General features: G+C 71.3%; 21 protein-coding genes. 9 read left to right on the forward strand and 12 right to left on the reverse strand.

All coding sequences use genetic code 11. The features are described 5' to 3' along the window. Positions 1 to 6: 6 nt before the first annotated feature. The 3 genes from ACSMXO_RS13930 (at position 7) to ACSMXO_RS13940 (ending at position 3,179) form a co-directional block, all read left to right on the forward strand. Positions 7 to 933: a carbohydrate ABC transporter permease gene (locus ACSMXO_RS13930; protein ID WP_346257656.1), complete on the forward strand. Its 927-nt coding sequence runs from the start codon at positions 7 to 9 to the stop codon at positions 931 to 933. Then, positions 930 to 1,826 (forward strand): carbohydrate ABC transporter permease, encoded by an 897-nt coding sequence (locus ACSMXO_RS13935; protein ID WP_455418050.1) that lies wholly within the window; start codon positions 930 to 932, stop codon positions 1,824 to 1,826. The genes ACSMXO_RS13930 and ACSMXO_RS13935 overlap by 4 nt, the downstream gene beginning before the upstream one ends. A gap of 171 nt (positions 1,827 to 1,997) precedes the next feature. Further along, positions 1,998 to 3,179, forward strand: a complete 1,182-nt coding sequence (locus tag ACSMXO_RS13940) for a carbohydrate-binding protein (RefSeq protein WP_455418051.1) — start codon at positions 1,998 to 2,000, stop codon at positions 3,177 to 3,179. Positions 3,180 to 3,353: 174 nt separating this feature from the next. Here the strand turns inward: ACSMXO_RS13940 and ACSMXO_RS13945 are convergent, their stop codons facing one another. The 4 genes from ACSMXO_RS13945 to ACSMXO_RS13960 form a co-directional block, all read right to left on the reverse strand. Then, positions 3,354 to 5,006 (reverse strand): tripartite tricarboxylate transporter permease, encoded by a 1,653-nt coding sequence (locus ACSMXO_RS13945; RefSeq protein ID WP_346257653.1) that lies wholly within the window; start codon positions 5,004 to 5,006, stop codon positions 3,354 to 3,356. Continuing rightward, positions 5,007 to 5,528: a tripartite tricarboxylate transporter TctB family protein gene (locus ACSMXO_RS13950; RefSeq protein WP_455418052.1), complete on the reverse strand. Its 522-nt coding sequence runs from the start codon at positions 5,526 to 5,528 to the stop codon at positions 5,007 to 5,009. After that, positions 5,525 to 6,550, reverse strand: a complete 1,026-nt coding sequence (locus ACSMXO_RS13955; protein WP_455418053.1) for a Bug family tripartite tricarboxylate transporter substrate binding protein — start codon at positions 6,548 to 6,550, stop codon at positions 5,525 to 5,527. Before ACSMXO_RS13955 ends, ACSMXO_RS13950 begins: the two co-directional genes overlap by 4 nt. Positions 6,551 to 6,749: 199 nt before the next feature. Next, complete coding sequence (locus ACSMXO_RS13960) at positions 6,750 to 7,763, reverse strand: cobalamin-binding protein (RefSeq protein ID WP_455418054.1); 1,014 nt, start codon at positions 7,761 to 7,763, stop codon at positions 6,750 to 6,752. Between the two features lie 35 nt (positions 7,764 to 7,798). Between ACSMXO_RS13960 and ACSMXO_RS13965 the strand changes: the two genes are divergently transcribed. Continuing rightward, complete coding sequence (locus tag ACSMXO_RS13965; RefSeq protein WP_455418055.1) at positions 7,799 to 9,085, forward strand: endo-1,4-beta-xylanase; 1,287 nt, start codon at positions 7,799 to 7,801, stop codon at positions 9,083 to 9,085. Positions 9,086 to 9,174: 89 nt separating this feature from the next. Here ACSMXO_RS13965 and ACSMXO_RS13970 read toward each other — a convergent pair whose 3' ends face one another. Then, positions 9,175 to 10,692: a family 43 glycosylhydrolase gene (locus ACSMXO_RS13970; protein ID WP_455418056.1), complete on the reverse strand. Its 1,518-nt coding sequence runs from the start codon at positions 10,690 to 10,692 to the stop codon at positions 9,175 to 9,177. A gap of 29 nt (positions 10,693 to 10,721) precedes the next feature. Then, on the reverse strand, positions 10,722 to 12,227 hold the full coding sequence (locus ACSMXO_RS13975) for a family 43 glycosylhydrolase (protein ID WP_455418057.1): 1,506 nt from the start codon (positions 12,225 to 12,227) through the stop codon (positions 10,722 to 10,724). A gap of 485 nt (positions 12,228 to 12,712) precedes the next feature. On the opposite strand from ACSMXO_RS13975, the gene ACSMXO_RS13980 reads away from it, so the two are divergent. Next, the gene (locus ACSMXO_RS13980) at positions 12,713 to 14,248 is read left to right on the forward strand and encodes a family 43 glycosylhydrolase (RefSeq protein WP_455418058.1); all 1,536 of its coding nucleotides are present in this window, start codon (positions 12,713 to 12,715) and stop codon (positions 14,246 to 14,248) included. 140 nt (positions 14,249 to 14,388) lie between these two features. Continuing rightward, positions 14,389 to 15,780: an FAD-dependent oxidoreductase gene (locus ACSMXO_RS13985; RefSeq protein WP_455418059.1), complete on the forward strand. Its 1,392-nt coding sequence runs from the start codon at positions 14,389 to 14,391 to the stop codon at positions 15,778 to 15,780. Positions 15,781 to 15,792: 12 nt separating this feature from the next. Here ACSMXO_RS13985 and ACSMXO_RS13990 read toward each other — a convergent pair whose 3' ends face one another. Beyond that, positions 15,793 to 16,386 (reverse strand): TetR/AcrR family transcriptional regulator C-terminal domain-containing protein, encoded by a 594-nt coding sequence (locus ACSMXO_RS13990; protein WP_346257644.1) that lies wholly within the window; start codon positions 16,384 to 16,386, stop codon positions 15,793 to 15,795. A 68-nt stretch (positions 16,387 to 16,454) separates the two neighbouring features. Between ACSMXO_RS13990 and ACSMXO_RS13995 the strand changes: the two genes are divergently transcribed. Beyond that, on the forward strand, positions 16,455 to 17,690 hold the full coding sequence (locus ACSMXO_RS13995) for a beta-ketoacyl-[acyl-carrier-protein] synthase family protein (RefSeq protein ID WP_455418060.1): 1,236 nt from the start codon (positions 16,455 to 16,457) through the stop codon (positions 17,688 to 17,690). A gap of 192 nt (positions 17,691 to 17,882) precedes the next feature. Beyond that, the gene (locus ACSMXO_RS14000) at positions 17,883 to 20,426 is read left to right on the forward strand and encodes a polysaccharide lyase family 8 super-sandwich domain-containing protein (protein ID WP_455418061.1); all 2,544 of its coding nucleotides are present in this window, start codon (positions 17,883 to 17,885) and stop codon (positions 20,424 to 20,426) included. Positions 20,427 to 20,473: 47 nt separating this feature from the next. On the opposite strand, the gene ACSMXO_RS14005 is transcribed toward ACSMXO_RS14000, so the two are convergent. The 4 genes from ACSMXO_RS14005 to ACSMXO_RS14020 form a co-directional block, all read right to left on the reverse strand. Further along, positions 20,474 to 21,037, reverse strand: a complete 564-nt coding sequence (locus ACSMXO_RS14005) for a dihydrofolate reductase family protein (protein WP_455418062.1) — start codon at positions 21,035 to 21,037, stop codon at positions 20,474 to 20,476. 23 nt (positions 21,038 to 21,060) lie between these two features. Continuing rightward, a complete protein-coding gene (locus ACSMXO_RS14010) occupies positions 21,061 to 21,525 on the reverse strand; it encodes an SRPBCC family protein (RefSeq protein ID WP_346257640.1) in 465 nt (154 codons plus the stop codon). 1 nt (position 21,526) lies between these two features. Beyond that, the gene (locus tag ACSMXO_RS14015) at positions 21,527 to 21,868 is read right to left on the reverse strand and encodes an ArsR/SmtB family transcription factor (protein WP_455418063.1); all 342 of its coding nucleotides are present in this window, start codon (positions 21,866 to 21,868) and stop codon (positions 21,527 to 21,529) included. A gap of 195 nt (positions 21,869 to 22,063) precedes the next feature. Next, a complete protein-coding gene (locus tag ACSMXO_RS14020; protein WP_346257638.1) occupies positions 22,064 to 22,993 on the reverse strand; it encodes an alpha/beta hydrolase family protein in 930 nt (309 codons plus the stop codon). A gap of 166 nt (positions 22,994 to 23,159) precedes the next feature. On the opposite strand from ACSMXO_RS14020, the gene ACSMXO_RS14025 reads away from it, so the two are divergent. Beyond that, entirely contained in the window at positions 23,160 to 23,747 is a 588-nt protein-coding gene (locus tag ACSMXO_RS14025; RefSeq protein ID WP_455418064.1) for a TetR/AcrR family transcriptional regulator, read from the forward strand. A 127-nt stretch (positions 23,748 to 23,874) separates the two neighbouring features. Here ACSMXO_RS14025 and ACSMXO_RS14030 read toward each other — a convergent pair whose 3' ends face one another. After that, complete coding sequence (locus ACSMXO_RS14030) at positions 23,875 to 24,924, reverse strand: SEC-C metal-binding domain-containing protein (RefSeq protein WP_455418065.1); 1,050 nt, start codon at positions 24,922 to 24,924, stop codon at positions 23,875 to 23,877. Between the last annotated feature and the right edge of the window lie 149 nt (positions 24,925 to 25,073).

Genomic DNA, 25,073 nt, shown 5'->3' on the forward strand with positions numbered 1-25,073 from the left:
CCGGCGATGGCGGCCCTGCGGCACGGCAAGTACCGCTTCCTCGCCGGGGCGATCCTGCCCGGACTGCTGCTCTACGCGGTCTTCGTGCTCTCCCCGTACGCGCAGGCGTTCTATCTCGCGCTGACCGACTGGACCGGGGTCTCCGGGCAGGTGGAGATCGTCGGACTGGAGAACTTCCGGCGGCTCGTCGACGATCCGCTCTTCCTAGCGGCGCTGCGCAACAACGGGCTGCTGCTGCTCGTCGTGCCGGCGGCCACCATCGGGCTCGGGCTGCTGCTCGCCGCACTGGTCAACTTCGGCGGCCGGCGGGGCAGCACGATGGTCGGCGGAGTACGGGGCGGCGAGTTCTACAAGGTCGCCTACTTCTTCCCGCAACTGCTCTCGCTGCCGATCATCGCGGTGCTCTGGCAGTTCGTCTACCACCCGAACGAGGGCGTACTCAACGGGGCGCTCCGGGCCGTCGGCCTGGACTTCCTGGCCCGGACCTGGCTGGGTGACCCGCACCTGGCGCTCTGGGCGGTGGCCGGGGTGCTGGTCTGGTCGTCGGTCGGCTTCTACATGGTGCTCTTCTCCGCCGCCATGGAGTCGATCCCGCGCGACGTGCTGGAGGCGGCGGTACTGGACGGCGCCGGCCGGCTCGCCGTACTCCGCCGGGTGGTGCTGCCGCTGGTCCGGGAGAACGTGCAGGTCGCCTTCGTCTACCTCGGCGTACTCGCGCTGGACGGCTTCGCGGTCGTCCAGGTGATGACGGTCGGGCCGGGGGGCCCGGACGGGGCCACCGAGGTCATCGGGCTCGGCCTCTACCGCAACGCCTTCACCTACGGCCGGTTCGGCTACGCCGCCGCGATGGGGGTGGCGCTGTTCTTCCTCACCCTCGCGCTCGCCGTCGTCGTGCTCCGGGCCGGCCGCCGGGAGCGGGTGGAACTGTCGTGACGACCCTCGTCGACCGTCCCGCCCAGCGGCAGCCGTCCGCCGCGCCGGTCCGCACCCCGGCCCGCCGTACCGGGCGGTTCGGCGACCTGGCCGCGCACCTGTTCCTGGTCGGCTGGGCCGCGCTGGTCACCGTGCCGCTGCTCTGGGCGGTACTCAGCTCGCTGAAGACCGACCGGGAGATCCTGACCAGTCCGTGGACGGTGCCGGCGACGCCCCGGTTCGACAACTGGGCCCGGGCCTGGGGCGAGGCGTCGATCGGCAGCTACTTCCTGAACAGCGTGATCGTGGTGGGCAGCGCGCTGGTGCTGACCATGCTGCTCGGCGCGCTGGTCGCGTACGCCCTGGCCCGGTACTCGTTCCCGGGCAACCGGCTGCTCTACTACCTCTTCGTCGTCGGGCTGCTCTTCCCGGTCTTCCTCGCCCTGGTGCCGCTCTTCTTCGTGGTACGCCAACTCGGGCTGCTCGGCACCTATCCCGGGCTGATCCTGGTCTACACCGCGTACGCCCTGCCGTTCACCGTCTTCTTCCTGCACGGGTTCTTCCGGTCGCTGCCCTCGGCGCTGGCCGAGGCGGCGTTCCTGGACGGTTGCTCGCACTGGGGTGTGCTCTTCCGGGTGATGCTGCCGCTGGCCCGGCCGGGCCTGGTCAGCATCGCGATCTTCAATTTCCTCGGCCTGTGGAACCAGTACCTGCTGCCGCTGGTGCTCAACCCCGACCCCGAGCGGTACGTGCTGGCCCAGGGGTTGGCGGCCCTGTCGGTCAGCCAGGGCTACCGCAGTGACTGGAGCGGTCTCTTCGCCGGCCTCACCATCGCGATGTTGCCGGTGCTGGCCGCGTACGTGCTCTTCCAACGCCAGATCCGGACCGGCCTGACCGCCGGTGCGGTCCGCTAGGCCCCGTACCACCGCACCTCGCACCTGGTCACCACCCGCGTGCCGGCCGCCGGCTCACCTCGGTTGGGTGAGAGTCACTCACCCGAGGGCGGGTCAGAGTCGAACGCGGACCTGACCGGCGGCCGGTACCCGGTCACCCCCTTGTCACCCCCACCGGGAGGAGAAACCCCCGTGTCAGCCAGACCCAGCGCGCGAAGCCTCGCCGCCGGTACGGCGGCCCTGCTGGCCGCCGGCACTCTCGCCGGCATCACCGCGACCACCGCCGGTGCCGTACCGGCCGCCGCCCCCGCCGCCGCAGCCGCCTGCGGCGTCCTCTTCGACGACTTCGGCTACTCGTCGCCCTCCGACCCCGCGATCGCCGCCCGGGGCTGGACGGTGCGGACCAACGCCGGCGGCCCGGGTGTGCCCGGGGCGTCCTGGCCCGCGTCGAACGTCAGCTTCCCCACCGACGGCGGGCAGAAGGTGCTCCAGTTGACCGCCCGCACCGACGGTACGGCCGGCGGCACCAGCCACGCGGAGTTCTTCCACCAGCGCAAGTTCTTCGAGGGCACCTACGCCAGCCGGGTGCGGTTCACCGACGCGCCGCAGTCCGGGCCGGACGGTGACCACCTGGTGGAGACCTTCTTCACCATCACCCCGCTGGACCGGCCGCTCGACCCGAACTACGGCGAGATCGACTTCGAGTACCTGCCGAACGGCGGCTGGGGCGAGCAGGGGCCGATCTTCTACCAGACCACCTGGGAGACGTACCAGAACGAGCCGTGGCAGGCCGACAACACCCACACCGCCCAGCGGACCAGCTTCGCCGGCTGGCACGACCTGGTCTTCACGGTTTCCGGCGGCCGGGTGAAGTACTACGTGGACGGCCAGCAGGTGGCCGACCACGGCGACCGGTACTACCCGGAGACCCCGATGTCGATCAACTTCAACCTCTGGTTCATCGACCTCACCGGACGGACCGGCACCGGGCTGGCCAGCTACATCCAGCAGGTCGACTACCTCTACTACGCCGACCAGGAGGTGATCAGCACCGCCGAGGCGAAGAACCGGGTGGCCGCGTACCGGTCGGCCGGCACCGGCCACGTCGACACGGTGGGCAGCGGCGGTGCCTGCCCGACCACGCCGCCGACCACCCGGCCGCCGACCACGCCGCCCACCACCCCGCCGCCCACCACCCCGCCGCCCACCCAGCCGCCGGTCAACTGCGCCGGTGCTCCCGCCTGGGACTGGGGGACCGTCTACCTGGAGGGTGCCCGGGTCCGGCACAACGGCCGGCTCTGGCAGGCGAACTGGTGGACGCAGGGCTCCGAGCCGGGACTGACCGCGCAGTGGCGTGACCTCGGCCCCTGCTGAACGAGCGCCGGCTCTCCCACCTCCGCCGGTGCGGGGTGGGGGAGCCGGGGCGGATGGCGGATATTGACGCTCCTGAATCAGGTCCTTACCATCCAGACCTAGGAAAGCGCCTTCCCGTACCGTCCGGGTCGCCCGCCCGCCGCTCCCGCACTCCGTCCGCCGAGCCGTCGCCCGTCACGGCCGGTCGGGCGGCCCGGGAGCGGCGGGTGGGCGCAGGTCGTCGTCGGCGTCGTGGTCCGGCGCCGCGCCCTCCCGCTGGGCCGGTACCGGCGTCTCCCCGGCCGGTGCGGTCGCGGGCGAGGGCGCCGCGCCGGTGGGCGGCGTGGTCGCCGGGGCGGCCGCCTCCCGGCGCCGCCGGAGCACCCGTACGCCGACCGGCACGAGCAGGGCCAGCACGGTGACCACGAAGAGGGTGCCGGAGATCGGCCGGGTCAGGAACCCGCTCGGATCGCCGTCGAAGATCCGCATCGACTGCCGGAACGCCGTCTCCAGCAGGCTGCCCAGCACGAACGCCAGCACCAGCGGGCCGGGCTCGAAGCCGGTCTTCTTCATCAGGTACCCGAGGACGCCGAAGACGATCACCAGCAGCATGTCGAAGGTGCTGTTGTTGACGGTGTAGACGCCGAGCATCGTCACGGTCACCACGACCGGCGCGAGGATGCTGTCCCGGACCGAGACCAGCCGGACGAAGACGCCGACCAGCGGGACACTCAGGATCAGCAGGAAGATGTTGCCGATGTACATCGAGTCGACGACGCCCCAGAAGACCTCGGGGTTCTCGTCGATCAGCCGGGGACCGGGCGGGATGCCCTGGAGCAGCAGCGCGCCGAAGATCAGCGCCATCACCGGGTTGGTCGGGATGCCCAGGGTCAGCAGCGGGATGAACGAGGAGGTCGCGGCGGCGTTGTTCGCGGTCTCCGGTGCCGCCACGCCCTCGATGGCGCCCCGACCGAACCGCTCCGGCGTCCTGCTGCGCCGCTTCTCCAGGGCGTACGCGGCCATCGACGACAGCACCCCGCCGCCGCCGGGCAGCAGTCCGATGAAGAACCCGACCACCGAGCCGCGCCCCACCGCGCCCCGGGACTGCCGCCAGTCCTCCCGGGACGGCCAGGCGTTGCTGACCCGGGGCTTCGGCAGCCGGTTCCGGGCCCGGTGTTCGAGCAGGTAGAGGATCTCGCCGAGCCCGAACAGCCCCATCGCGAGGGCCACGAAGTCGACCCCGTCGGCCAGGTTGATGTTGCCGAAGGTGAACCGGGGCGAGGCGAACAGCGGGTCCGGCCCGGCGGCGGCCAGCAGCAGCCCGAGCCCCGCCGCGACCAGGCTCTTCGCGGTGGAGACCGTACCGAGGCTGGCGACCAGCAGGATCCCCATCGCGGCCAGTACGGCGTTCTCCGGCGGGCCGAAACCGAGCGAGAATTTGGCCAGCACCGGGGCGACCAGGGTCAGCCCGACGATGCTCACCGTGCCGCCGATGAACGACCCGATCGCGGCGATGCCCAGAGCCGAGCCGGCCCGCCCCTGCCGGGCCATCTGGTAGCCGTCGATGGTGGTGATCACCGTGGCCGCCTCGCCGGGCAGCCGCAGCAGCACCGAGGTGATGGTGCCGCCGTACATGGCGCCGTAGTAGATGCCGGCGAGCATGATGATCGCCGACTCGGCCGGGATCTCGTAGGTGATCGGCAGCAGCAGTGCGATCGTCGCGACAGGTCCGAGGCCGGGCAGTACCCCGATGACCATGCCGATCACGACACCGGCCAGCACGTACAGCAGGTTCACCGGGGTGAACACCACCCCGAAGCCGGCCAGGACGGGGTCGAGGAAGTCCACTCAGAAGGCCAATCTCGGGAGCTTCACGTCCAGCAGCGTGATGAACAGCAGGTAGAGCGCGGCCGTGGTGACGATGCTGACCACCGCGGTGACCCGCCAGGACTCCCGCCCGAGCACCCTGAGCCAGAACGCCATCACCAGCAGGGTGGGTATCTCGAAGCCGATCCGGTTGATCAGCAGCACGAAGACGACCAGGCTGACGACCCCGAGGGCGATCCCGATCCCGCCCCGGCCGAACTGTTCGACCGCCGCCGCCTTCCGCTCGAAGACCAGCGACCACAACCCGGCGCCGAGCAGGAGCAGGCTGGCCAGTGCCGGCCAGAGCCCCGGCCCGGCCTCGGCGGGCGTACCGAGGGAGAGCGAGACGGAGTATCCGAGACCGGCCAGGCCGAGCGCGATCGGCAGCATACCTGCGACGAGTTGCCCGAGCTGGCCGGCCGGCGGAATGTCGTCGGAGGGCAGCAGCCCCGGCTCGCCCTCCCCGGCCGGCGGGGACGCACCGTCGAGGTCGGACCGACTCACTTCGGCCCCAGCCCGAACCGGTCGATCAGCGCCTTGTACCGGTCGAAGTCACCCTTGATCTTGCTCGCCACCTCGGTGCCGTCGACCTCGAACCGGTCGATGTAGTTCTTCTTCAGGAAGTCGTCGTATTCCGGTGCCTTGACCGCCTCCCGGAACGCCTCCTGGAGCGCGGTCACCGCGTCGTCCGGCATCGACTTCGGCCCGGCGATGAATCGGGCCTGGTCGACGGTGAGATCGAAGCCCTTCTCGACGGCGGTCGGCAGGTCGGGCAGCGAGGGGCTGCGCTGCTGGCTGAACACCCCGAGCCAGCGCAGCTCGCCGGACTGCACCAGCCGCATCGACTCGGCCGGTTGGGAGGCGCCGATGTCGACCTGCTTGCCCAGCACGGCGGTGACGGCCGGACCGCCGCCGCCGAACGGCACGTCGGTGGCGTTGATCCCGGCGAGCTTGTAGAACGCGGTCTGCGCGAAGTACGCCCCGGTGCCCACCCCGGAGTGCCCGTAGGTGATCCGCCGCCCGCTGCCCTTGAGCGCGATCACGTCGTCGATGGTCTTGAACGGGGAGTCCTTGTGCGCGACCAGCACGATGTTCTCGACGGTCAGCCCGATCACCACCCGCAGCTCGTCGAGCGAGACCGTGGCGGCGTTCCTACCCAGTTGTGGGGTGAGGGTGAACAGCGAACTCGGCGGGAAGCCGATCTTGTAGCCGTCGCCCTGGGCCGAGGCCACTTCCTTGGTGCCGACGGCGGCGGCCGCGCCGTCCCGGTTGATGATCACCATCGACTGGCCGAGCGGCTTCTCGATCGCCTTGCCGAGGGTCCGGGCGATCAGGTCGGTGCTGCCACCCGGGGCGAACGGCACGATCAGCTCGACCGAGCGTTCCGGGTATCCCGATCCGCCGTCGTCGCCGCCGTTGCCGGTCTGCACGCTGCAACCGGCGAGGAAGGCTCCCGCGCCGAGCCCCGCGCCCAGGCGCAGGACGGCACGCCGGTCCATAGCGCGCCGCAAATTCGATTCGGTCACTGGTCCCTCCCTGGTGGCTCAGGTTGGAGATCTTGGACTTCGAAGAGTGTCACCTTGATACATGCCGATCTAGAGGCTGTCAATCAAATCGGTGGCAGCAGTACGAAGCGGGCGGAAGCGCCAGCAGCCTCCAAATCCTCTCAGGACCTCGGGGCGGTACGGCGCCGCCGCGCGGGCCGGCGACCCGGTCACCGGTCGGTCAGGCGATCCGGGCGACGGCTCCGTCGGGCGGCTCGGGCACGGCGCCCGGGTGCAGGATCGCGGCGATCGCCTCGATCCCGTCCACCAGGCGCGGGCCGGGGCGGACGACCAGACCGTCCGCGTCCACCGCCCACACCGCGACCCCGGGCAGCCGGCGTGCCACGACCTCGGCCTGTCGGGCCGCGCCGTCCAGGTGGAAGCCGCACGGCGTCACGAGCACGATCTCCGGCTCGGCGTCGACGAACTCCCGCCAGGTCGTCTCCACCGACCGTGCCCCGGGCCGGGCGGCCACCGGCTCGCCGCCGGCCGCGCGGACCAGGTCGGGCACCCAGTGCCCGGCGGTGAACGGCGGCTCGACCCACTCCACCACCGCGACCCGGGGCCGCGGGCGGTCCCGGACCGCCGAGGCCACCGCCGCGAGCCGGTCCCGCAACGCGCCGACCAGGGCCTCGGCCCGATCGGGTACGCCGGTCCGCGTGCCCACCGCCAGGATCGTCCCGAAGACCTCGTCCAGGGTGTACGGGTCCAGCGACAGCACGTCGGCCCGGCAGCCGAGATGGTCGAGGGCGTCCTCGACGTGCCCGGAGGGGAGTGCGCAGACCCGGCAGAGGTCCTGGGTCAGGATCAGCTCCGGCTCCAGCCCGGCGAGTGCGTCGGCGTGCAGGGTGTAGAGGTCGGCGCCCGCTGACATCTGTGCCTTCACGTAGTCGTCGATCGCCGCCGGTGTCATTCCCCGGGTGTCCCGACCGCCGACCACGACCGTCTTTTCGATCCGGGCCGACGGCGGCTCGTCGCACTCGAAGGTCACGCCGACGAGGTCGTCCCCGAGCCCGAGGGCGTAGACGATCTCCGTCGCGGAGGGCAGCAACGAGACCAGGCGCATACCGCCATCGTGCCCGCCCCGGTCGCGCCCGGCCAGCCGCCCCGGCCGGAAGGTCGACAAGCAACCCGTGCAGTTGCCAAGCAGGCCAGAGTTGATCGTCGAGCGGTGCTCCGGCGTACGGTTGGCCATCCGCGCCGTCCACCCCCACCGATGGAGGATGCTCGATGTCGCCCGACTCCGACGCGCTGATCCGGCAGTACCGGACCGCCACCGCCACCCTGACCGTGACCAGCGGAGGTGCCCCGCTGGCCGGGCAGGAGGTGGTCGTCGCACAGCGCGACCACGCGTTCCTGTTCGGCTGTACCGGATTCGAGTTCATCCCGCTGGCCAACGGGGAGCTGACGGCGGCCCCGGAGGCCGGCCCGGACGGCGGGTCGGGCTCGCTGGGCGAGGCCGACATCACCCGGGTCGAACGGATCGCCGACCTCTGGCTCGACCTGTTCAACTTCGCCACCCTGCCGTTCTACTGGGGACGGTTCGAGCCCGAGCGCGGCCGGCCGGACACCCGGCGCCTCCTGGCGACGGCGCGCTGGTTCGCCGAGCGGGGCTGCCTGGTCAAGGGTCATCCGCTGGCCTGGCACACGGTGAGCGCCGAGTGGCTGACCGAGCTGACCAATCCGGAGATCACCCAGGTGCAACTGGACCGGATCCGCCGGGAGGTGACCGACTTCGCCGGCCTGATCGACACCTGGGACGTGATCAACGAGGTCGTGATCATGCCGATCTTCGACAAGTACGACAACGGCCTCACCCGGATCTGCCGGGACCTGGGGCGCATCCCGCTGGTCCGGATGGTCTTCGACGCGGCCCGCGAGGCGAATCCGGGCGCCACCCTGCTGCTCAACGACTTCGACATGTCCGCCGCGTACGAGTGCCTGATCGAGGGGGTACTGGAGGCGGGGATCCGGATCGACGCACTCGGGTTGCAGAGCCACATGCACCAGGGCTACTGGGGCGAGGAGAAGACCCTCGGCATCGTCGACCGGTTCGCCCGGTACGGCCTGCCGATCCACTTCACCGAGACGACCCTGCTCTCCGGGCACCTGATGCCGGCCGACATCGTCGACCTGAACGACTACCAGATTCCGGACTGGCCCAGCACGCCGGAGGGGGAGGAGCGGCAGGCCGACGAGATCGTCCGGCACTACAAGACCCTGCTGTCGCACCCGTCGGTGCGGGCGAGCACCTACTGGGGGATGGTGGACGGCGGCTGGCTCGGCGCGCCGGGCGGCTTCGTCCGGGCCGACGGCACGCCGAAGCCCTCGTACGAGGCACTGCGTGCGCTGGTCCGTGACGAGTGGTGGCTCGCGCCGACCCGACTCGGCACGGACGAACAGGGTCGGGTCGGGTTCACCGGCTTCCTCGGCGAGTACGAGGTGTCGGCCGGCGGCCGTACCGCGACGTTCCGGCTCGCCGAGCCGGGGGCGGCAGCGGTCGAGGTGGCGCTCTGACCCTCCGGTCGAGCCCCGGCCAGGGTGTACGGCGGCGGACCGCCCGGGGAACTGGCGAGGATCGCACTCCCCGGGCGGACCTGCCCGGCTTACTCGCCCGACGGTGCGGTGAGCTGCACGCCGAGCCGTACCGGGGTGCCGAAGTTGGGGGTGCCGTCGCTGTTCCAGGTGAACTTCTGGGCCCGGGTCGAGCGGTTCATGTCACAGCCGCCGCTCGCCGAATCGTTCGCGTGGTACACGATCCAGTCCTCGGTCCCGTCCGGTGACGTGAAGAAGCCGTTGTGGCCGGGCGCGAAGACGCCGTTGGCGTCGCTGCGCTGGAATACCGGGTTGGGGCTCTTGGTCCAGGATGACGCGCTCAGCGGATTGCCGCCGGTCAGGGTGAGCAGGCCGAGTTTGTAGTCCGGTCCCCAGCAGGCACTCGCCGAATAGACGATCATCGTCCGGCCGTTCCGGTAGAGCGGCTCCGGCCCCTCCGTCACCGGATGGGTCTGCCGTTCCCAGCTCAGCGTCGGCGAGGTCAGCCGGACCCGGGAGCCGCTGATCGTCCACGGGTTGCTCAGCGGGGTGATGAACAGGCTCTGCCCGTAGCTGCCGCCGGCGTTGTAGGTGCCGAGCAGGTAGAGGCTGTTGTTGACCCGCAGCACGCTCGCGTCGAGCTGCCAGTCGCTGCCCAGGTCGGCCTTGAAGGTGTACGGCCCCATCGGGTCGGTGCCGGCACTCTCCAGCACGTGCAGCCGCTGCGTCGGGTTGAAGTCGCTGACGTTCTGCCCCGCCACGTAGTAGAGGTACCACCGGTTGCCGTTCGGCCCGTTGATCAGGTGGAACTCCGGCGCCCACATGTTGCAGCAGCCGTTCGGCCGGTTGGCGAGGTTGAAGACCACCTGGTCAGGCGCGCTGGCCAGGCCGGCGAGGGTCGCGGACCGGCGCATGGTGATCGTCGAGTTCCAGGTGGTGGTGGCGAGGTAGTAGTAGCCGTTGTGGTGCTGGAGCCACGGGTCCGGCCCGTTCCGCTTGATCGGGTTGGTGAAGGTGCCCGGCGTCGGGTTCCCGCCGCCGACGGAACCGACGTTGACCATCTGCCACTGCTGGTTGGCGCCGTCCAGGTCCTGGTACTGGGAGACCATCGCACCGTCTGCGGTGGACCACTCCCAGACGTCCAGCGCCTTGCCGCTGGCCCGGTTGACCAGGCGTACGTGGCCGCCGGCCGAGTCGGCGAGCCGAAAGTGCTGCCGGCTGTTGCCGCTGTCGGCGTTCTGCACCAACTGCACGCCGTCGTCGGAGTTCGGCAGCTCCAGCACCTTGCCGCTGTGCCGGGACTGCACCTTGTAGTAGCCGCCTCCGGCGTCGAGGAACCGCCACTGCTGCCAGTTGCCGTCGTTGCGGGTGTACTGGTTGATCGGGGCGCCGTCGTCGGTGGCCAGGTTGTAGACGTCGAGGGCCTTGCCGCTGTGCCGGTTGACCAGCACGTAGTACACGTTCGGGTCGGCGGTGGCGGCCGAGGCCGCCGGAGCGGCGACGAGGACGCCGGTGCCGGCGACCAGGCCGGCGACGCCGGCGGCGAGTCCGGCCCGCCAGCGGACCCGGCGCGGATGCAGGGGTGTCATGGAATGCTCCCTACGGTCGATGGGGGCGGTCAGTAGACGTACGGCCAGCCGGCGGAGTCGTAGCCGATCCGGTTGATGCCGAGCAGCGAGGCGCCGTTGTTCGCGTAGTAGTGGTAGACGAGCAGGTCGCCGTCGGTGTCGGAGAGCACCGTCTGGTGGCCCGGTCCGTGGATGTCGCCGTGCGAGGCGAGCACCTGGGTACCGCCGCCGGAGGTGAGCGCGGTGCCGTTCCGGTCGACGAACGGTCCGGTCACGGTGGTGGAGCGCCCGACCATCACCCGGTAGGTGCTGGACGCGCCCTGGCAGCAGCGGTCGAAGGAGACGTACAGGTAGTAGTAGCTGCCCCGCTTGACCAGCGTCGGCGCCTCGATCGCGCCGCCGTTCCGGCCGGCGATGCTCCGGATCGTGCTGTCCGAGCGCTTGCCGGTGGCCGGGTCCAGGGCGACCAGCTTGAGACCGGACCAGAACGAGCCGAAGGCCAGCCACCAGCGGCCCTGGTCGTCCACGATCAGGTTCGGGTCGATCGCGTTGAAGTCGTCCGAGGTACGCGACTCGATCACCAGGCCCCGGTCGGTCCAGCTACCGGAGTTGCCGGTCGGGCTGGTGGCCAGGAAGATCGCCGACCGGTTCGAGCCGAAGGTGGAGGCCGAGTAGTACAGGTAGTACTGGTTGTTCCGGTACGAGATGTCCGGCGCCCAGAGGTTTCGGCTGCCCCCGGTGTAGCTGGTGGTCCACGGCGCGCCGTTCGGGAAGACCGATCCGGCGCTGCGGAACGCGACCCGGTCGGTCGAGCTCTTCAGCGCGATGTCGTTGCCGGTGTGCGCCACCAGGTAGTCGCCGCCGGGCCGGCGCAGCACGGTCGGGTCGTGCACCCCGATGTCCCCGGTCACCCGCATCGGCGCCGGGTAGGCGGCCGGCGGCGTGCCGGGGCCACCGGTGGGGGGCGGAGTTCCGGGCCCGTCGGAGCCGACCCGGACCAGTTGCCACTGCTGGTTGGCGCCGCCCTGGTCGGCGTACTGGCTGATCCGGCCGCCGTCGGCGGTGGACCACTCCCACACGTCGAGGGCCTTGTTGCTGTTCCGGTTGATCAGCCGGACGTACCCGCCGTCCGAGTCGGCGAGCCGGAACTGCTGGTCGGTGCTGCTCTGGTCGGTCCACTGGATCACCTCCGCGCCATCGGCGGTGGAGGAGTCCCGGATGTCGAGGACCTTGCCGCTGTGCCGGGAGCGGAGCCGGTGGTAGCCGGCGCCCGAGTCGACGAACTGCCACTGCTGCCAGGCACCGTCGTTGCGGGCCCACTGCACGATCCGGCCACCGTCGGCGGTGGACCGGTCGTAGACGTCGAGTACCTTGCCGCTGTGCCGGGACACCAGGACGTACCAGGCGTTCGGGTCGACGGTCGCGGCCGAGGCCGACCTGACCGGTACGGCGATCGCGGCGCCGACGAGCGCGGCGGCGACCGCGAGCACGGTGGCGGTACGGAGCAGCCGGGGCCGGCCCGGCGCCCTCGGGGGTGGGGAAGCGAGAGCTTCCATGGTCTTCCTTCCGTCGGTCCGTCCGGTGGACGGTGCCGAGCCCGCAGTGCCGTGGGACGACGGTCCCGCGGGCTGACAAGGGCGGTCAAGGTGGCGTGGATCTTGCTGTGTCCGGTGGGTGGCGCTCGGACGCCGGCTCGGGACGGTGTGCCGGCGGGCGCTTGCCGCAGTGCCCAGGTGTCGGCGCGCGGCCGGCGGTGCGGCGTGCAGTGAACCTTTTTCAACCTGAACCGCGCGGCGCTCAGGCGCCGCGTCGGACCATGTGGTCCGTCGGACCGCAAGGGGTTCGAAAGGTTAAGCGGTGTGGCCTGGCCCGGACGTATCGATGATGTTCGCGCTCACATCGGTCGATGTCAAGAGGGAATGCGCTTTCCTCGCGGGGCTTGAAGAAGCCTTGACTGGCGTCGATGTTAGCGATCACACTGTCCCCGTAACACCAAGGTAACGGACCGGACGCTCCCCGGATCGACGAAAGGTCGCTGGTCATGAAGCCGATGCCGCGCAGGATGTTCCGTCACCCGCTCCGGCCGTTCGGCACCGGCCCGGCGGCGGGGAGCGCCGCGACCGCCTGCCATCCCGGCCGGGGGCTGGCCGCGCCGGTGTTCGCCGCGCTGACCACGGTGCTCGCGCTGCTGGCCGGTCTGCTGCCGGGAGTGCCGGCCGCAGCCGCACCGGCGGTGAACTACACCAACCCGCTGGCCAACCAGCGCGCCGACCCGCACATCTTCAAGCACACCGACGGCTACTACTACATGACCGCGACGGTGCCGCAGTACGACCGGATCGTGCTGCGCCGGGCGTCCACGTTGCAGGGGCTGGCCAGCGCCACCGAGACGACCATCTGGCGCCGGCACACCAGCGGGGAGATGGGCGCGCACATCTGGGCGCCCGAGATCCATTTCATCGACAGCCGCTGGTACGTCTACTTCGCCGCCGGCCGCACCGACGACGTCTGGCGGATCCGGATGTACGTGCTGGAGAACGCCGGTGCCAACCCGCTGACCGGGTCCTGGACCGAACGCGGCCGGATCAGCACCCCGTGGGACACGTTCAGCCTGGACGCGTCGACCTTCGTCGCGGGCGGCGTCCGCTATCTCGTCTGGGCCCAGTCCGAACCGGGTATCTCGACCAACTCCAACCTCTACCTGGCCAGGATGGGTGCCAACCCGTGGACGATCACCGGCACGGTGACCCGGCTGACCGTGCCGACGTACGACTGGGAGACCCGGGGGTACCGGGTGGCCGAGGGGCCGGCGGTGATCCAGCGCAACGGCCGGATCTTCCTGACCTACTCGGCCAGCGCCACCGACGCGAACTACTGCCTCGGGATGCTGACCGCTTCGGCGACCGCGAACCTGCTCTCCGCCGCATCGTGGACCAAGAGCCCGACCCCGGTCTTCACCAGCAACGCCGCGACCGGCCAGTACGGCCCCGGGCACAACTCGTTCACCGTCTCCGAGGACGGCCAGAGCGACATCCTCGTTTACCACGACCGCAACTACCGGGACATCAACGGCGACCCGTTGAACGACCCCAACCGGCGTACCCGGATCCAGAAGCTGTACTGGAACGCGGACGGCACCCCGAACCTCGGCATCCCGGTGCCGGACGGCGCGACCCCGGTCCGGCTACGCCCGCATGACCTCGCCAACTCCTACCTGCGGCACTACGACTACCGGGGCCGGGTCGAGGCGAACGTGACGCCGCTGGCCGACTCGCAGTTCCGGATCGTGACCGGGCTGGCCGGTTCCGGCACGGTGTCGCTGGAGTCGACCAACTTCCCCGGCTACTACCTCCGGCACCGCAACTACGAGGTGTTCGTGGAGCGCGACGACGGCTCGGCGCAGTTCCGCGCCGACGCCAGCTTCCTGCGCCGCACCGGACTGGCCAGCAGCGCCGGTATCTCGCTGGAGGCGCAGAACGTCGCCGGCCGGTACCTGCGGCACCGGGCCGGACTGCTCTACGTCGAGCCGGTGACCTCCACCGCCGAGCAGGCGTCCGCCACCCTCCACCTGGAATAGCGCGGTGGCGACCGCGGCGGGGCTCGGGTCGCCCCGCCGCAGGCGTACGCCGACACGCCGGAGAGTCGTGATGCTGACTGTCCGGTGGGTTACCGAACAGATTTGGCCTGGTGAGTGGCGGTGTCGGTAAGGATTGAGATATGCCTTCGCCACTGTCCAATCCCCGCCATGCCGTGGTCATCGGCGGGAGCTTCGCCGGCCTCTGTATCGCGCGCACCCTCGCCGATGTCGTCGAACGGGTGACCGTACTCGACCGGGACCGCTTTCCGGACGGACCGCGGCTGCGTACGGGCATCCCGCAGGCACGGCACCTGCACGTCCTGGTCACCTCGGGGCAGCGGGCCCTCGACCGGCTCTTTCCCGGTCTGATGGCCGAACTGTATGACCGCGGCGCGGTCCCGGTCGCCGCGCCGACCGACCTGCTGTCGCTGAGCCCGAACGGATGGCGGGAACGCTTCCCGGCCACCCACACCCTGGTCGGGGCCAGCCGGGAACTGCTGGACTGGACCATCCGGCAGCGCCTCGCCGGCGACCGGCGGATCCGGTTCGAGACCGCCCGGGAAGTGGTCGGACTGCTGCCCGGCGAGGACGGCGCCTCGGTAGCCGGGGTGCACCTGCGGGTCCGCAACGGTGGACCCGAGATCCACCGGTGCGAGGCCGACCTGGTCGTCGACGCCAGCGGTCGCGGCTCCCGCAGCCCGGAGTGGCTGGCCGCGCTGGGCTACGGGCGGCCGGAGGAGACCAGGGTCGACGCCGGGCTGGGCTACGCGAGCCGGCGCTACCGGCTGGCCCCGGGCGTCGCCGACGGCTGGAAGAACATCATGGTGATGCCGAAACCACCGCAGGTCACCCGGGCCGGGGTGCTCTATCCGATCGAGAACGGCCGTTGGATGGTCACCCTCGGCGGGTTCGGCGACGAGACCCCGCCCACCGACGAGGCGGGCTTCCTGGAGTTCACCCGTAACCTGCGCAGTCCGCTGATCTACGAGGCGATCCGGGACGCCGAGCCGGACGGGCCGATCCACGGTTTCCGGCGGACCGCCAACCACCGCCGGCACTACGAGACGATGCCGCGCTGGCCGGAGGGGTTCCTGGTGGTCGGGGACGCCGCCTGCGCCTTCAACCCGGTCTACGGCCAGGGGATGAGCGTGGCCGCGCAGACCGCGGTGGTGCTCCGCGGGCACCTCCGGACTCACCGGGGACGGTTCGGGCGGGCCGCCCAGGCCGCGGTGGCCGAGTGCAGCGCCACCGCGTGGACCATCGCCACCGGTACCGACCTGCGGTTCGCTGCCGGAGCGGTCCGGCCGGGACGGCGTGGCCGGCTCTCCCACTGGTATCTGGACCGGGCCGCCGTGGTGGCCGACCGTGACCCGTACGTGCTGCGGGTGCTGACCGACGTGCAGCATCTGGTCCGGCCGCCGACCGCGCTGGCGCGTCCGGGGGTGGCGCTGCGGGTGCTGCGCGGCCCGACCCGCCCGCCGCTGTCGACCCCGCCCGTCGCGGTGTCGGGTCGCCCGGCACCCGGACGCTGAGCACCCTGCCCGTCACGGTGTCGGGTCGGCCGGTCTCCGGACGGTGAGCACCCCGGCCAGGTCGATGTCGTCGGCGCGGCCGTCGAAGCCGGACTCCGAGATCAGCCGGGCGCCGAGGACGGTGCTCCAGAAGGTGCGTGCCTCGACGTCGGCGGGACGGTCGATCACCCAGCCGTGCTGGTCGAGGATCGCGCCGAGATAGCTCTGCGCCTTGCGGAACAGCACGGCGAGGCTCTGCTCGGCCACCGGTCGCAACTCCGGCCGGCGCCGGGCGATCGACATCGCCTGCACCGCGATCGGCACCGCGGGCAGGGTCAGGGCGCTGCGGGCCAACGCCGTGCGGAACGCGGCGGGGGTGCGCCGGCGTCGGCCGACCGGCTCCAGCCGTTCGGCGTCCCGGAGCAGCAGCATGAACGCGGCGTGCACGAACAGTCCGTCCTTCGAGCCGAAGTAGTAGGTGATCTGGTTCGGGTGGGCCGAGGCGGCGGTGGCGATCTCGGCCACGCTGACCGCGTCGAAGCCGCGTTCGGCGAAGAGCGCCGCGGCGTGTTCGAGGATCTGCGCCCGGGTACGCCGACCGCGGGCCCGGGGTGGCTCGGTGGACATGTCATAGTTGTATGGGATACAACTAGCGGCGGACAAGCCGGCACACCGCGAAGACGGGAGGAGCGAGCATGAGCGGCCGCGACGTGGTCGTCACCGGACTCGGCGCGACCACCCCGCTCGGTGGGGACGTCGACTCCCTCTGGCAGGGCATGCTCGCCGGGCGCTCCGGCGTACGCCGGATCGACGACCTGATGGCGTCGTTCGCGCACACCGACGACCTGCCGACCAGGATCGCCGCTCCGATGGCCGTCTCGCCGGACTCGGCGCTGACCCGGGTGCAGGCCCGCCGGATGGACCGCTGCCAGCAGGCCGCGCTGGTCGCCGCCGGGCAGGCCTGGGCCGACGCCGGCAGTCCCGAGGTCGACCCGCTCCGCCTGGCGGTGGTGATCGGCACCGGGATCGGCGGCGTCACCACGCTGCTGGCCCAGGACGACCTGCTGGAACAGAAGGGGCCCGCCCGGATCTCCCCGCTCACCGTGCCGATGCTGATGCCGAATGGTCCGGCGGCCTGGGTAAGCCTGGAGTTCGACGCCCGGGCCGGCGTCTACACCACCGTCTCCGCCTGCGCCTCCGGCGCCGAGGCCCTCGCGCTGGCCGTCCGGCTGATCCGCTCCGGCGAGGCCGACGTGGTGATCGCCGGTGGCGCGGAGGCGGCGATCGCCCCGCTGACCATCGCCGGCTTCGCCCAGGCGCGCACCCTCTCCAAGCGCAACGACGAGCCGGAGCGGGCCTCCCGACCGTTCGACGTGGACCGCGACGGCTTCGTGCTCGGCGAGGGGGCCGGAGTGATGATCCTGGAGCGGGCGGACTTCGCGGCGGGCCGGGGTGCCCGGGTGCTCGGCCGGCTCGCCGGCTACGGCATCACCGCCGACGCGCACCACATCACCGGCCCGGACCCGACCGGTGCCGGGCAGATCCGGGCGATCCGCACCGCCGTGGCCGACGCCGGGCTGCGACCGGGCGACGTCGGGCACGTCAACTGCCATGCCACCTCTACAGTGGTCGGCGACCTCGGGGAGGCGAGCGCGATCCAGCAGGCGCTCGGCGACGACGTCATCCTCACCGCGCCGAAGTCGAGCCTCGGTCACCTGGTCGGTGCGGCCGGCGCGGTGGAGGGCATCGTCACCCTGCTGTCGGTCGCCAACGGTGTCATCCCGCCCACGCTCAACCTGGACCGCAAGGCTCCCGAGGTGCGGTTGGAGGTGGCCAGCGACGGGCCACGCGAGCAGCGACTCGACGCCGCGATCTGCAACTCGTTCGGCTTCGGCGGCCAGAACGTCTCGCTGCTCTTCACCGCCAACTGAGCGTCCGGTCCGACCACGGTCCGACCCGGCCGAGACATCGGCCGTGGAGAGCGAAACTTCCACCTGGACGGCGCGGCGCCCGCGCCCCGACTTCCTCCCGGTTAGATCCGGACCGCAAGGGGGAGGTTGAAAAGTTTCACTGTGGTTGGTTGAATTCGGCAAGCGTTTACCGTCGATCTTGGAGCGTCCGCCGTGCCCGTCTCCCGCCGCGCCGTCCTGTCGACGATCCCCGCCGCCGGCCTGTTGGCGCTGGCCGGGCCACTGCGGGCGAGAGCCGCGACCCCGCCGCAGCGGGCCGCCGCCCCCGCCGAGCACGCCGTACTGCTCGACAACACGGTCGCGATCTTTGCCGGTACCGCCGAGTCGAACGCCCGGCCCGAGGTGGCCGGCAAGCTCGCGACCATCGACTCGACGGCCCGGGCCCGGCTCGACGCCTTGGCCGGCGCCGGACCGGGCGAGTTGTTCCGGGGCGTACCGCTGGGCACCAGCGACCCCAACCTGACCACGTCGTTCCAGTACCTCTACGAGATCGCCCTGGCCACCCGGGTCCCCGGCGGCAGCCTCGACGGCGACACCACGCTGCGGCGCCGGGTCATCGACGGGCTCGGCTGGCTGCACGAGCGCTACTACGGCGACCAGGCGACCGGCTACTACGGCAACTGGCACAACTGGGAGATCGGCATCTCGAACCACGTCAGCCGGACCCTGGTGCTGCTCGCTGCCGACGTGGCGACGTACCGGCCGGAGCTGGTCGGGAGCTTTGTGGGGTCGATGGACGCGTACCTGCGCAACGGGAAGGACGGCGACGTCGACCTCGACTCGCGGTTCCACACCGGCGCCAACCTCGCCGACATCGCGACGAACCGGGTCCTCCAGGGCGCCGTCCTCGGCGACGACGCCCGGATCAGCAAGGCCCTCGCCGACCAGCTCACCGTCTTCGCCACCATCGACCCGTACGCGCTGGAGCACGGCGTCACCGACGGCCACTACGCCGACGGGTCGTTCATCCAGCACGCCTCGGTCGCCTACACCGGCTCGTACGGCAGGAACCTGCTGACCCGGGTGGTGCAGACCATCAAGATCCTCCAAGGCACCGGCTACGTCCCGGGCGCCGACCTGGTCGACGTGGTCCGGGGCTGGGTGGTCGACGGGTTCGCCCCGCTGATCTTCGAGGGCTGGATGATGGAGATCGTCAAGGGCCGGGCGGTCTCCCGGACCACCACCGGCTATGCCGACGTGGCGGGCGTGCTGGAGGCGGTCGTCGACCTCTCCGGCCACGCCACCGGCGCCGACGCGCAGGCGTTGGCCGGCTACGTCAAGTTCGTCCGGCAGACCTCCCGGGCCGTGCTCAACCCGAGCACGTTCGTCTCCCCGGTCAGCATCGCCCGGTACGCCGACATCCTGGCCGACGCGACGATCCCGGCGGCCGACCTGAACCCGGCGCGGCGCAGTGTCGCGTTCAACGCGATGGACCGGACGGTGCACCGCCGCCCCGGCTACGCCTTCGCGCTCGCCCGCAGCTCCGACCGGATCAGCAAGTACGAGTACATGAGCGGCGAGAACCTGACGCCCTGGTTCCAGGGGGACGGGGCGTACTACCTCTACCTCGCCGGAGCGGACCAGACCCAGGCGTACGGGGTGGACTACTTCACCGCGGTCTCGCCGTACCGGCTGGCCGGGGTCACCGCGCCGGTGGAGCACCGGCACACCGTCCCGGAGCTGTACGGCACCGCCTGGTACGACAACCCGGCGCTCGGCTTCACCTCGTCGTCGGAGTCGCAGAACACCTACGTCTACTTCCCGCGCGGCACCAACCGGTTCTCCGGCGGCGCCACCCTCGGCAGCTATGGAGCAGCCGGGCTGGTCCAGTCCGACGACGCCGCGTACGCCGCGAAGCGGGCCGGCCGGCTGCCGGACGACTTCGTCGCGTACCGCAACGCCGTGGCCACCAAGTCGTGGTTCCTCTTCGACGACGAGATCGTGGTGCTCGCCGCCGGGGTCGGCGACCTGGCCGGCCGGGCGGTCAGCACGACGGTCGACAGCCGGATCGCCGAGGAGTCCGATCCGGTGACGGTGACCGGCCGGCTCCGCGACGGCCGGAGCTTCAGCGGCACCGGCACCGCCCCGCTGGCCTGGCTGCGCTACGCCAACGCCGCCCAGCAGACCTCGGTCGGCTACGCCTTCCTGTCCGGTCCACCGCCGACGGTCACCGCCGAGGTGGTGACCCGGAGCCGCCGGGTGGTCCGGACGGCCAACCCGGACACGATGGTGCGGAAGCGGGTCTTCGCCGTCTCGGTGGAGCAGGCCGCCGGTGCGCCGCTCGGCTCGCTGGCGTACGTCCTGCTGCCGAACGCCTCGGAGCAGCGGCTGCGGGCGTACCCGGGCGGGCCGGTCGTGGTGCTGGCCAACAGCACCCGGTTCCAGGCCGTCCGGCACGCCGGGCTGGGGCTGGTCGCCGCTAACGCCTTCGCGCCCGGTCGGCACGCCGCCGACCGGCTGGTGGTCGACGGCCCGGCCTCGGTGCTGCTCCGGCAGGCCCGCGACCGGACCGTCACGGTCGCGGTCGCCGACCCGACCACGGACCGCGACACGGTCTCGGTGACGCTGCGCGGTCGCCGACTCCGGGTGGTCTCGGCCGACGACGGGATCCGGGTCCGCCGGATTCCCGGCGGCACCCGGATCGAGGCCCGCACCCGGCAGGCGTACGGTCGCAGCTTCCAGGTGACCCTGCGCTGACCTACCGCAACCGGACGGTGGTGCGGCTCCGTCGAGTGATCTTCGTGCTACCCGACCGATGTCGGAGTCTTGTCCAGCGTGTAGTCGAGCAGGACGAGCCGTCGGTCGAGCACCTCGGTGGCGGCGAGCCGCAGATTGAGGTCGGGCAGGCCGACCAGCATCCGTTGCTCGCCGGTCTCGCCGAGTACCTGCGGGAACACCAACAGGCGCAGCCGGTCCACCAGGCCGAGCCGGAACAGGCTGCGGACCAGCGAGATGCTGCCGATCACCCGCAGCGGGTCGCCGGGAGCGGCCTTCATGGCGGGTACGGCCACCTCGACGCCCTCGGTCACCACCGAGGTGTTGCGCCAGCTCAGCGGCGGCCGCAACGACGTGGAGAAGACCACCTTGGGCAACTCCGCCATCCGCTTGGCCGACGGGTCGTCGCCACCGCTGTATTCCGCCAACGCCCGGTAGGTGTTGGCGCCCATCAGCATCACCTGCGGGCGGGCCGACTGCTCGTCGATCCACGCTTGCAGGTCGGGACCGTCGTAGCCGAAGTAGGCGGGGGAGTCGCGCCCTCGCAGCCAGCCGTCGACGGTGCTGAACAGGTCCACTGTCAGTTCCCGCATCGGGTTTCCCCGTTCCGTCCGCGTCAGGAGAGCTTCGTCAGGTACGCGGCCAGGGCGTCGTACGACTCGCGGGCACCGTCGGCCATCCCGGAGGCGGCCATGCCGTCGCGCTCCTCCTTCGTGTCGAACCGGGTGACGCTGGTGACCGTCGTCCTGCCGTCCTGCTCGGTCAACTCCAGCGTCTCCACGCAGACCTTCCCGGGCATGCCCTCGAACTCGAAGGTCTGCACGATCCGCTCCGGCGCCTGGATCTCCCGGTATTCGCCGCGGAACGCGTACTGCCCGTCCGGGGCGTGCTCGACGAAGCGGTAGCTGCCGCCCGGCCGGAAGTCCATCTCGCAGTCGAGCGGGTTGCCCCGCCCCCACCAGTGCTTGACGTGCTCGCACTTCGCGTGCGCCTCGAAGACGAGCGCGCGCGGCGCCTCGAACACGCGCACCATCTTGATCTCCAGGTCGGACGGCAGGGTCACCGTCAGGTTCTCGCTCATCTCACTCCTCCGTCGGTCGTGTTCTGTTGCTCTGTAGCTGTCGCAGGTACTCGCCGAGCTGGTCGTAGCGCTGCTCCCAGAACCGCTGGTAGCCGGCTACCCAGTCGGCCACCTCGTGCAGCGGCTCCGCGTCGAGCCGGCACGGCCGCCACTGCGCCTCCCGGCCCCGCGTGATCAGCCCGGCCCGCTCCAGCACCTTCAGGTGCTTGGAGACGGCCTGGAGGCTGATCGGGAACGGTTCGGCGATCTGGTTGACCGTCGCCTCGCCCTCGGCCAGTCGGGCCAGGATGGCCCGTCGGGTCGGGTCGGCGAGGGCGCTGAACACCTCGCTCAGCCGGTCCACTGTCTCCGCCCTTCTCAACCGCTCGGTTAATCAACTCGTAGGTTGAATATGCCGCCTGCGGCGGCCGGTGTCAAGCCCCGTGGGCGGCTGGATCGAGCGGAGTGCGGGTCGCAACCGATCTCGGTGGCCCGGCGGTACGCCGCGGCGGACGGCGGCCGCCCGCCCCGGAGGGGACGGGCAGCCTCGTCCGGAGCGTTACTTGGCCTCGACGCGGCCCAGCGGGTCGGTGCCCTCCGTCAGTTCGGCGCTCGCCACGGCCCAGCCGGTGTCCGTGGGGTAGAGCGCGCTGCGGAGGAAAGCCCAGGTGAGTCGCTGGATCAGGGCGACCCGTTCGGGGCTCTCGTCCGTCGTCTCGGTGGAGGCGTACCCGGAGATCCCGCCCAGCGAGTGCTCGGCGCCGAACAGGGTGAGCAGGCTCTTGGCCCCCGGGCTCAGGAAGTACGGATCCGTGAACCACTCCGGCCCCCGGACGGTGAGGGCGGACTGGTCCTTGTCGCCCGCGACCACCAGGGCCGGTGTCGTCATCCCGGTGAAGTCCGGGTTCATGAAGGAGAGGTGCGCGGCGGCGAACGGCGTCAGGTCGGCGCCGCCGGTGCCCGGCAGGGCAAGCAGCACGCCGGCCCTGATCCTCGGATCGGACAGGTCAACGCCGGGCACGCCTCGGGCGTCGAGGACCCGCGCGCCCAACAACATGCTGGCCGTCTGGGCGCCCCAGGAGTGGCCGGCGGCGGCGATGCGGCTGTGGTCGAGACGCCCGGCGAGGCCGGGAACGCCGGCTTCGATCCGGTCCAGTTGGTCGACGATGCGGGTCAGGTCCTCGACCCGGAAGCGCCAGATCTCCGGGTAACGCGGGTCGTCGGGCGTGACGTTCAGGGTCCGCGAGTCGAGGTGGGTGGGCTGAATGACCGCGAAACCGTGCGCGGTCCAGAAGTCGACCAGCGGGGCGTAGCTGTCCAGTGACCCGCCGAAGCCGTGCGAGAAGACGATGATGGGCAATCCGTCGCCGGTCACCGGAGCCGACACCCGCACCTGGAGGTCCTCGTCCCGGCCCGGGGCCGGTAGCAGCACCGGGCGTACCGAGACGACGGGAACGGGCCTGCTGACGACTTCGTCGGGGTGGCGCATGAGCTTCTCCTTGCGACGTGACGGTCGGGAAAGTGGTGTGCGGGGCGGTGCGTGGCCTGGTCACGGGGCGCCCGCTCTGGCACCATGAGTACCGGATCCATGTTCCGTTTCAACGATACGGAACCGAGTTCCGGTTAGCAAGACGAGTGACGGAGGCAACGGCGCAGTGACTGAGATCGGCAGCGGACCAGCATCGTCGGCCCGCCGGAAGCGGGCCGACGCCCGGCGCAACGAGGAGACCCTGCTCGAAGCGGCCGCCGCGGCCTTCGTCGCCTCCGGCGTCGACGCGCCCGTGCGGGACATCGCGGCCAAGGCCGGCGTCGGGGTGGCGACGATCTACCGCCATTTCCCGACCCGGGCCGATCTCGTCGTCGCCGTCTACCGGCACCAGGTCGAGGCATGCGTCGAGGCGGGCCCGGCGCTGCTGGCGAGTGGCGACTCAGCGCACGGCGCCCTGGCCCGGTGGATCGATCTCTTCGTCGACTTCCTGGTCACCAAGCACGGCCTCGCCGAGGCGCTGCAGTCCGACGACGCCACCTTCGCGACCCTGCACGACTATTTCCTCGACCGACTCGTGCCGGTCTGCGCCGAGCTGCTCGACGCCGCGGTCAGGGCGGGTGAGATCCGGCCCGACATCGAGGCCCTCGAACTGATGCGGGGCGTCGGCAACCTCTGTATCGGCGCGGACAAGGACCCCCGGTACGACGCCCGTCGCATGGTGGAGCTTCTCCTCGCCGGACTACGCCTGCACTGAACCTTTTTCAACCTCCCCTTGCGGTCCGCCGGACCGCAAGGTCGGACGCAGTGCGTGAGCGCCGCGCGGTCCAGGTTGAAAAAAGTTCACTGATCGACCAGGTCGATCCACCGGCCCGGCCGGAGAGCTAGGCGCGGGTACGCGGCAGGCAGCACTTCTTGTACTTGCTGCCCGAACCGCACCAGCACGCCTCGTTCCGCTCCGGCGGCCAGGGAAGCTGCCCGCCCCGCTCGGCCAACTCCGCCGCGTAGCCGGACCGGGCCGACTCGTCGGTCGGAGCCGCGCCGGTGCGCGCGGCGTAACCGGCCAGCCCCTCGGTCGAGCCGCGCAGTGGGCCGAGCCCGACCCGACCCAGGTCGGTCAGCCGGACCAGTTCCCGCTGGACCCCGGCCCGGTGCTCGGCCCAGTTCCGGCCGACCGCCTCGGCCAGCTCTGGCCAGCGCGACAGCAGCGCATCGAACTCGTCCTGCGGCAGGAACAGCCGTGCCTCCGGCCCCGGCTCGGCCGCCGCGGTGGTCGCGCTGCGGAACAGTTCGTTCTCCAGCCGGTCGGCCAGGTTGTCGTTCTGGTCGTGCGGCAGGTCGAGTTCGCGGCGTACCCGGTGTCGCTGTTGCAACAGGAAGAAGAGCAGCCCGGAGGCTTCCTGCACGGTCGGTTCGGCGGTCACCGTGGCGTCCGTAGTGTCCTCCGCGGGGCCCTCCGCCGGGGTGGTCCGGTTGCGTAGGGCGGTCTCGACCGCCTCGGTCAGCCACTGCTCGGCCAGGTCGGTCCGGCCACCGACGTCCAGTGCGGCACTGAGGTACGCGGCGGCATCGGGCTGGGAGTCGAGGAGCGGGCGCAGCGCGGTGAGCTCGGCGAGCGCCTCGTCGGCGCGACCGGCCCGGAACAGGATCCGGGCGTGCAGGGCTCGGGCGAAGCCGGCGTCCGGCTCGGTGCTGTCCCGGTACGCCCCGACGGCGCGGTCCGCGTACCGCTGCGCGGCGTCGAGTTTCGCCCTGGTCTCGGCGATCTCGGCGGCCAGCGTCAGTGCCCGGCCGGCGTCGGCCGGATCGGCGAGCCGTCCCTGCTCGACCGCCTCGGCCAGCTCGGCGGCGATGCCCAGCGGGTCGGCCGCGCCGAGCGCGGACTGTCGTAGCTCGGTCAGGTCTGCGCTGGTGAGAACGTCTTTCGTCGGCACGGCTTCACCGTACTGCGGTGGCCGGGCGGAACCCGCCTGGTCGGGGGTGTAACCCGCCACACGTGGCCGGATCCGGCCAACCGCCGCGTCTTCCGGTGGAGCGGCCAGCGGCGTTAACCTGCCTGAAACGATTCAGGCAGGAGGCACGG

It is taken from the genome of Plantactinospora sp. DSM 117369 (genome assembly GCF_053764795.1).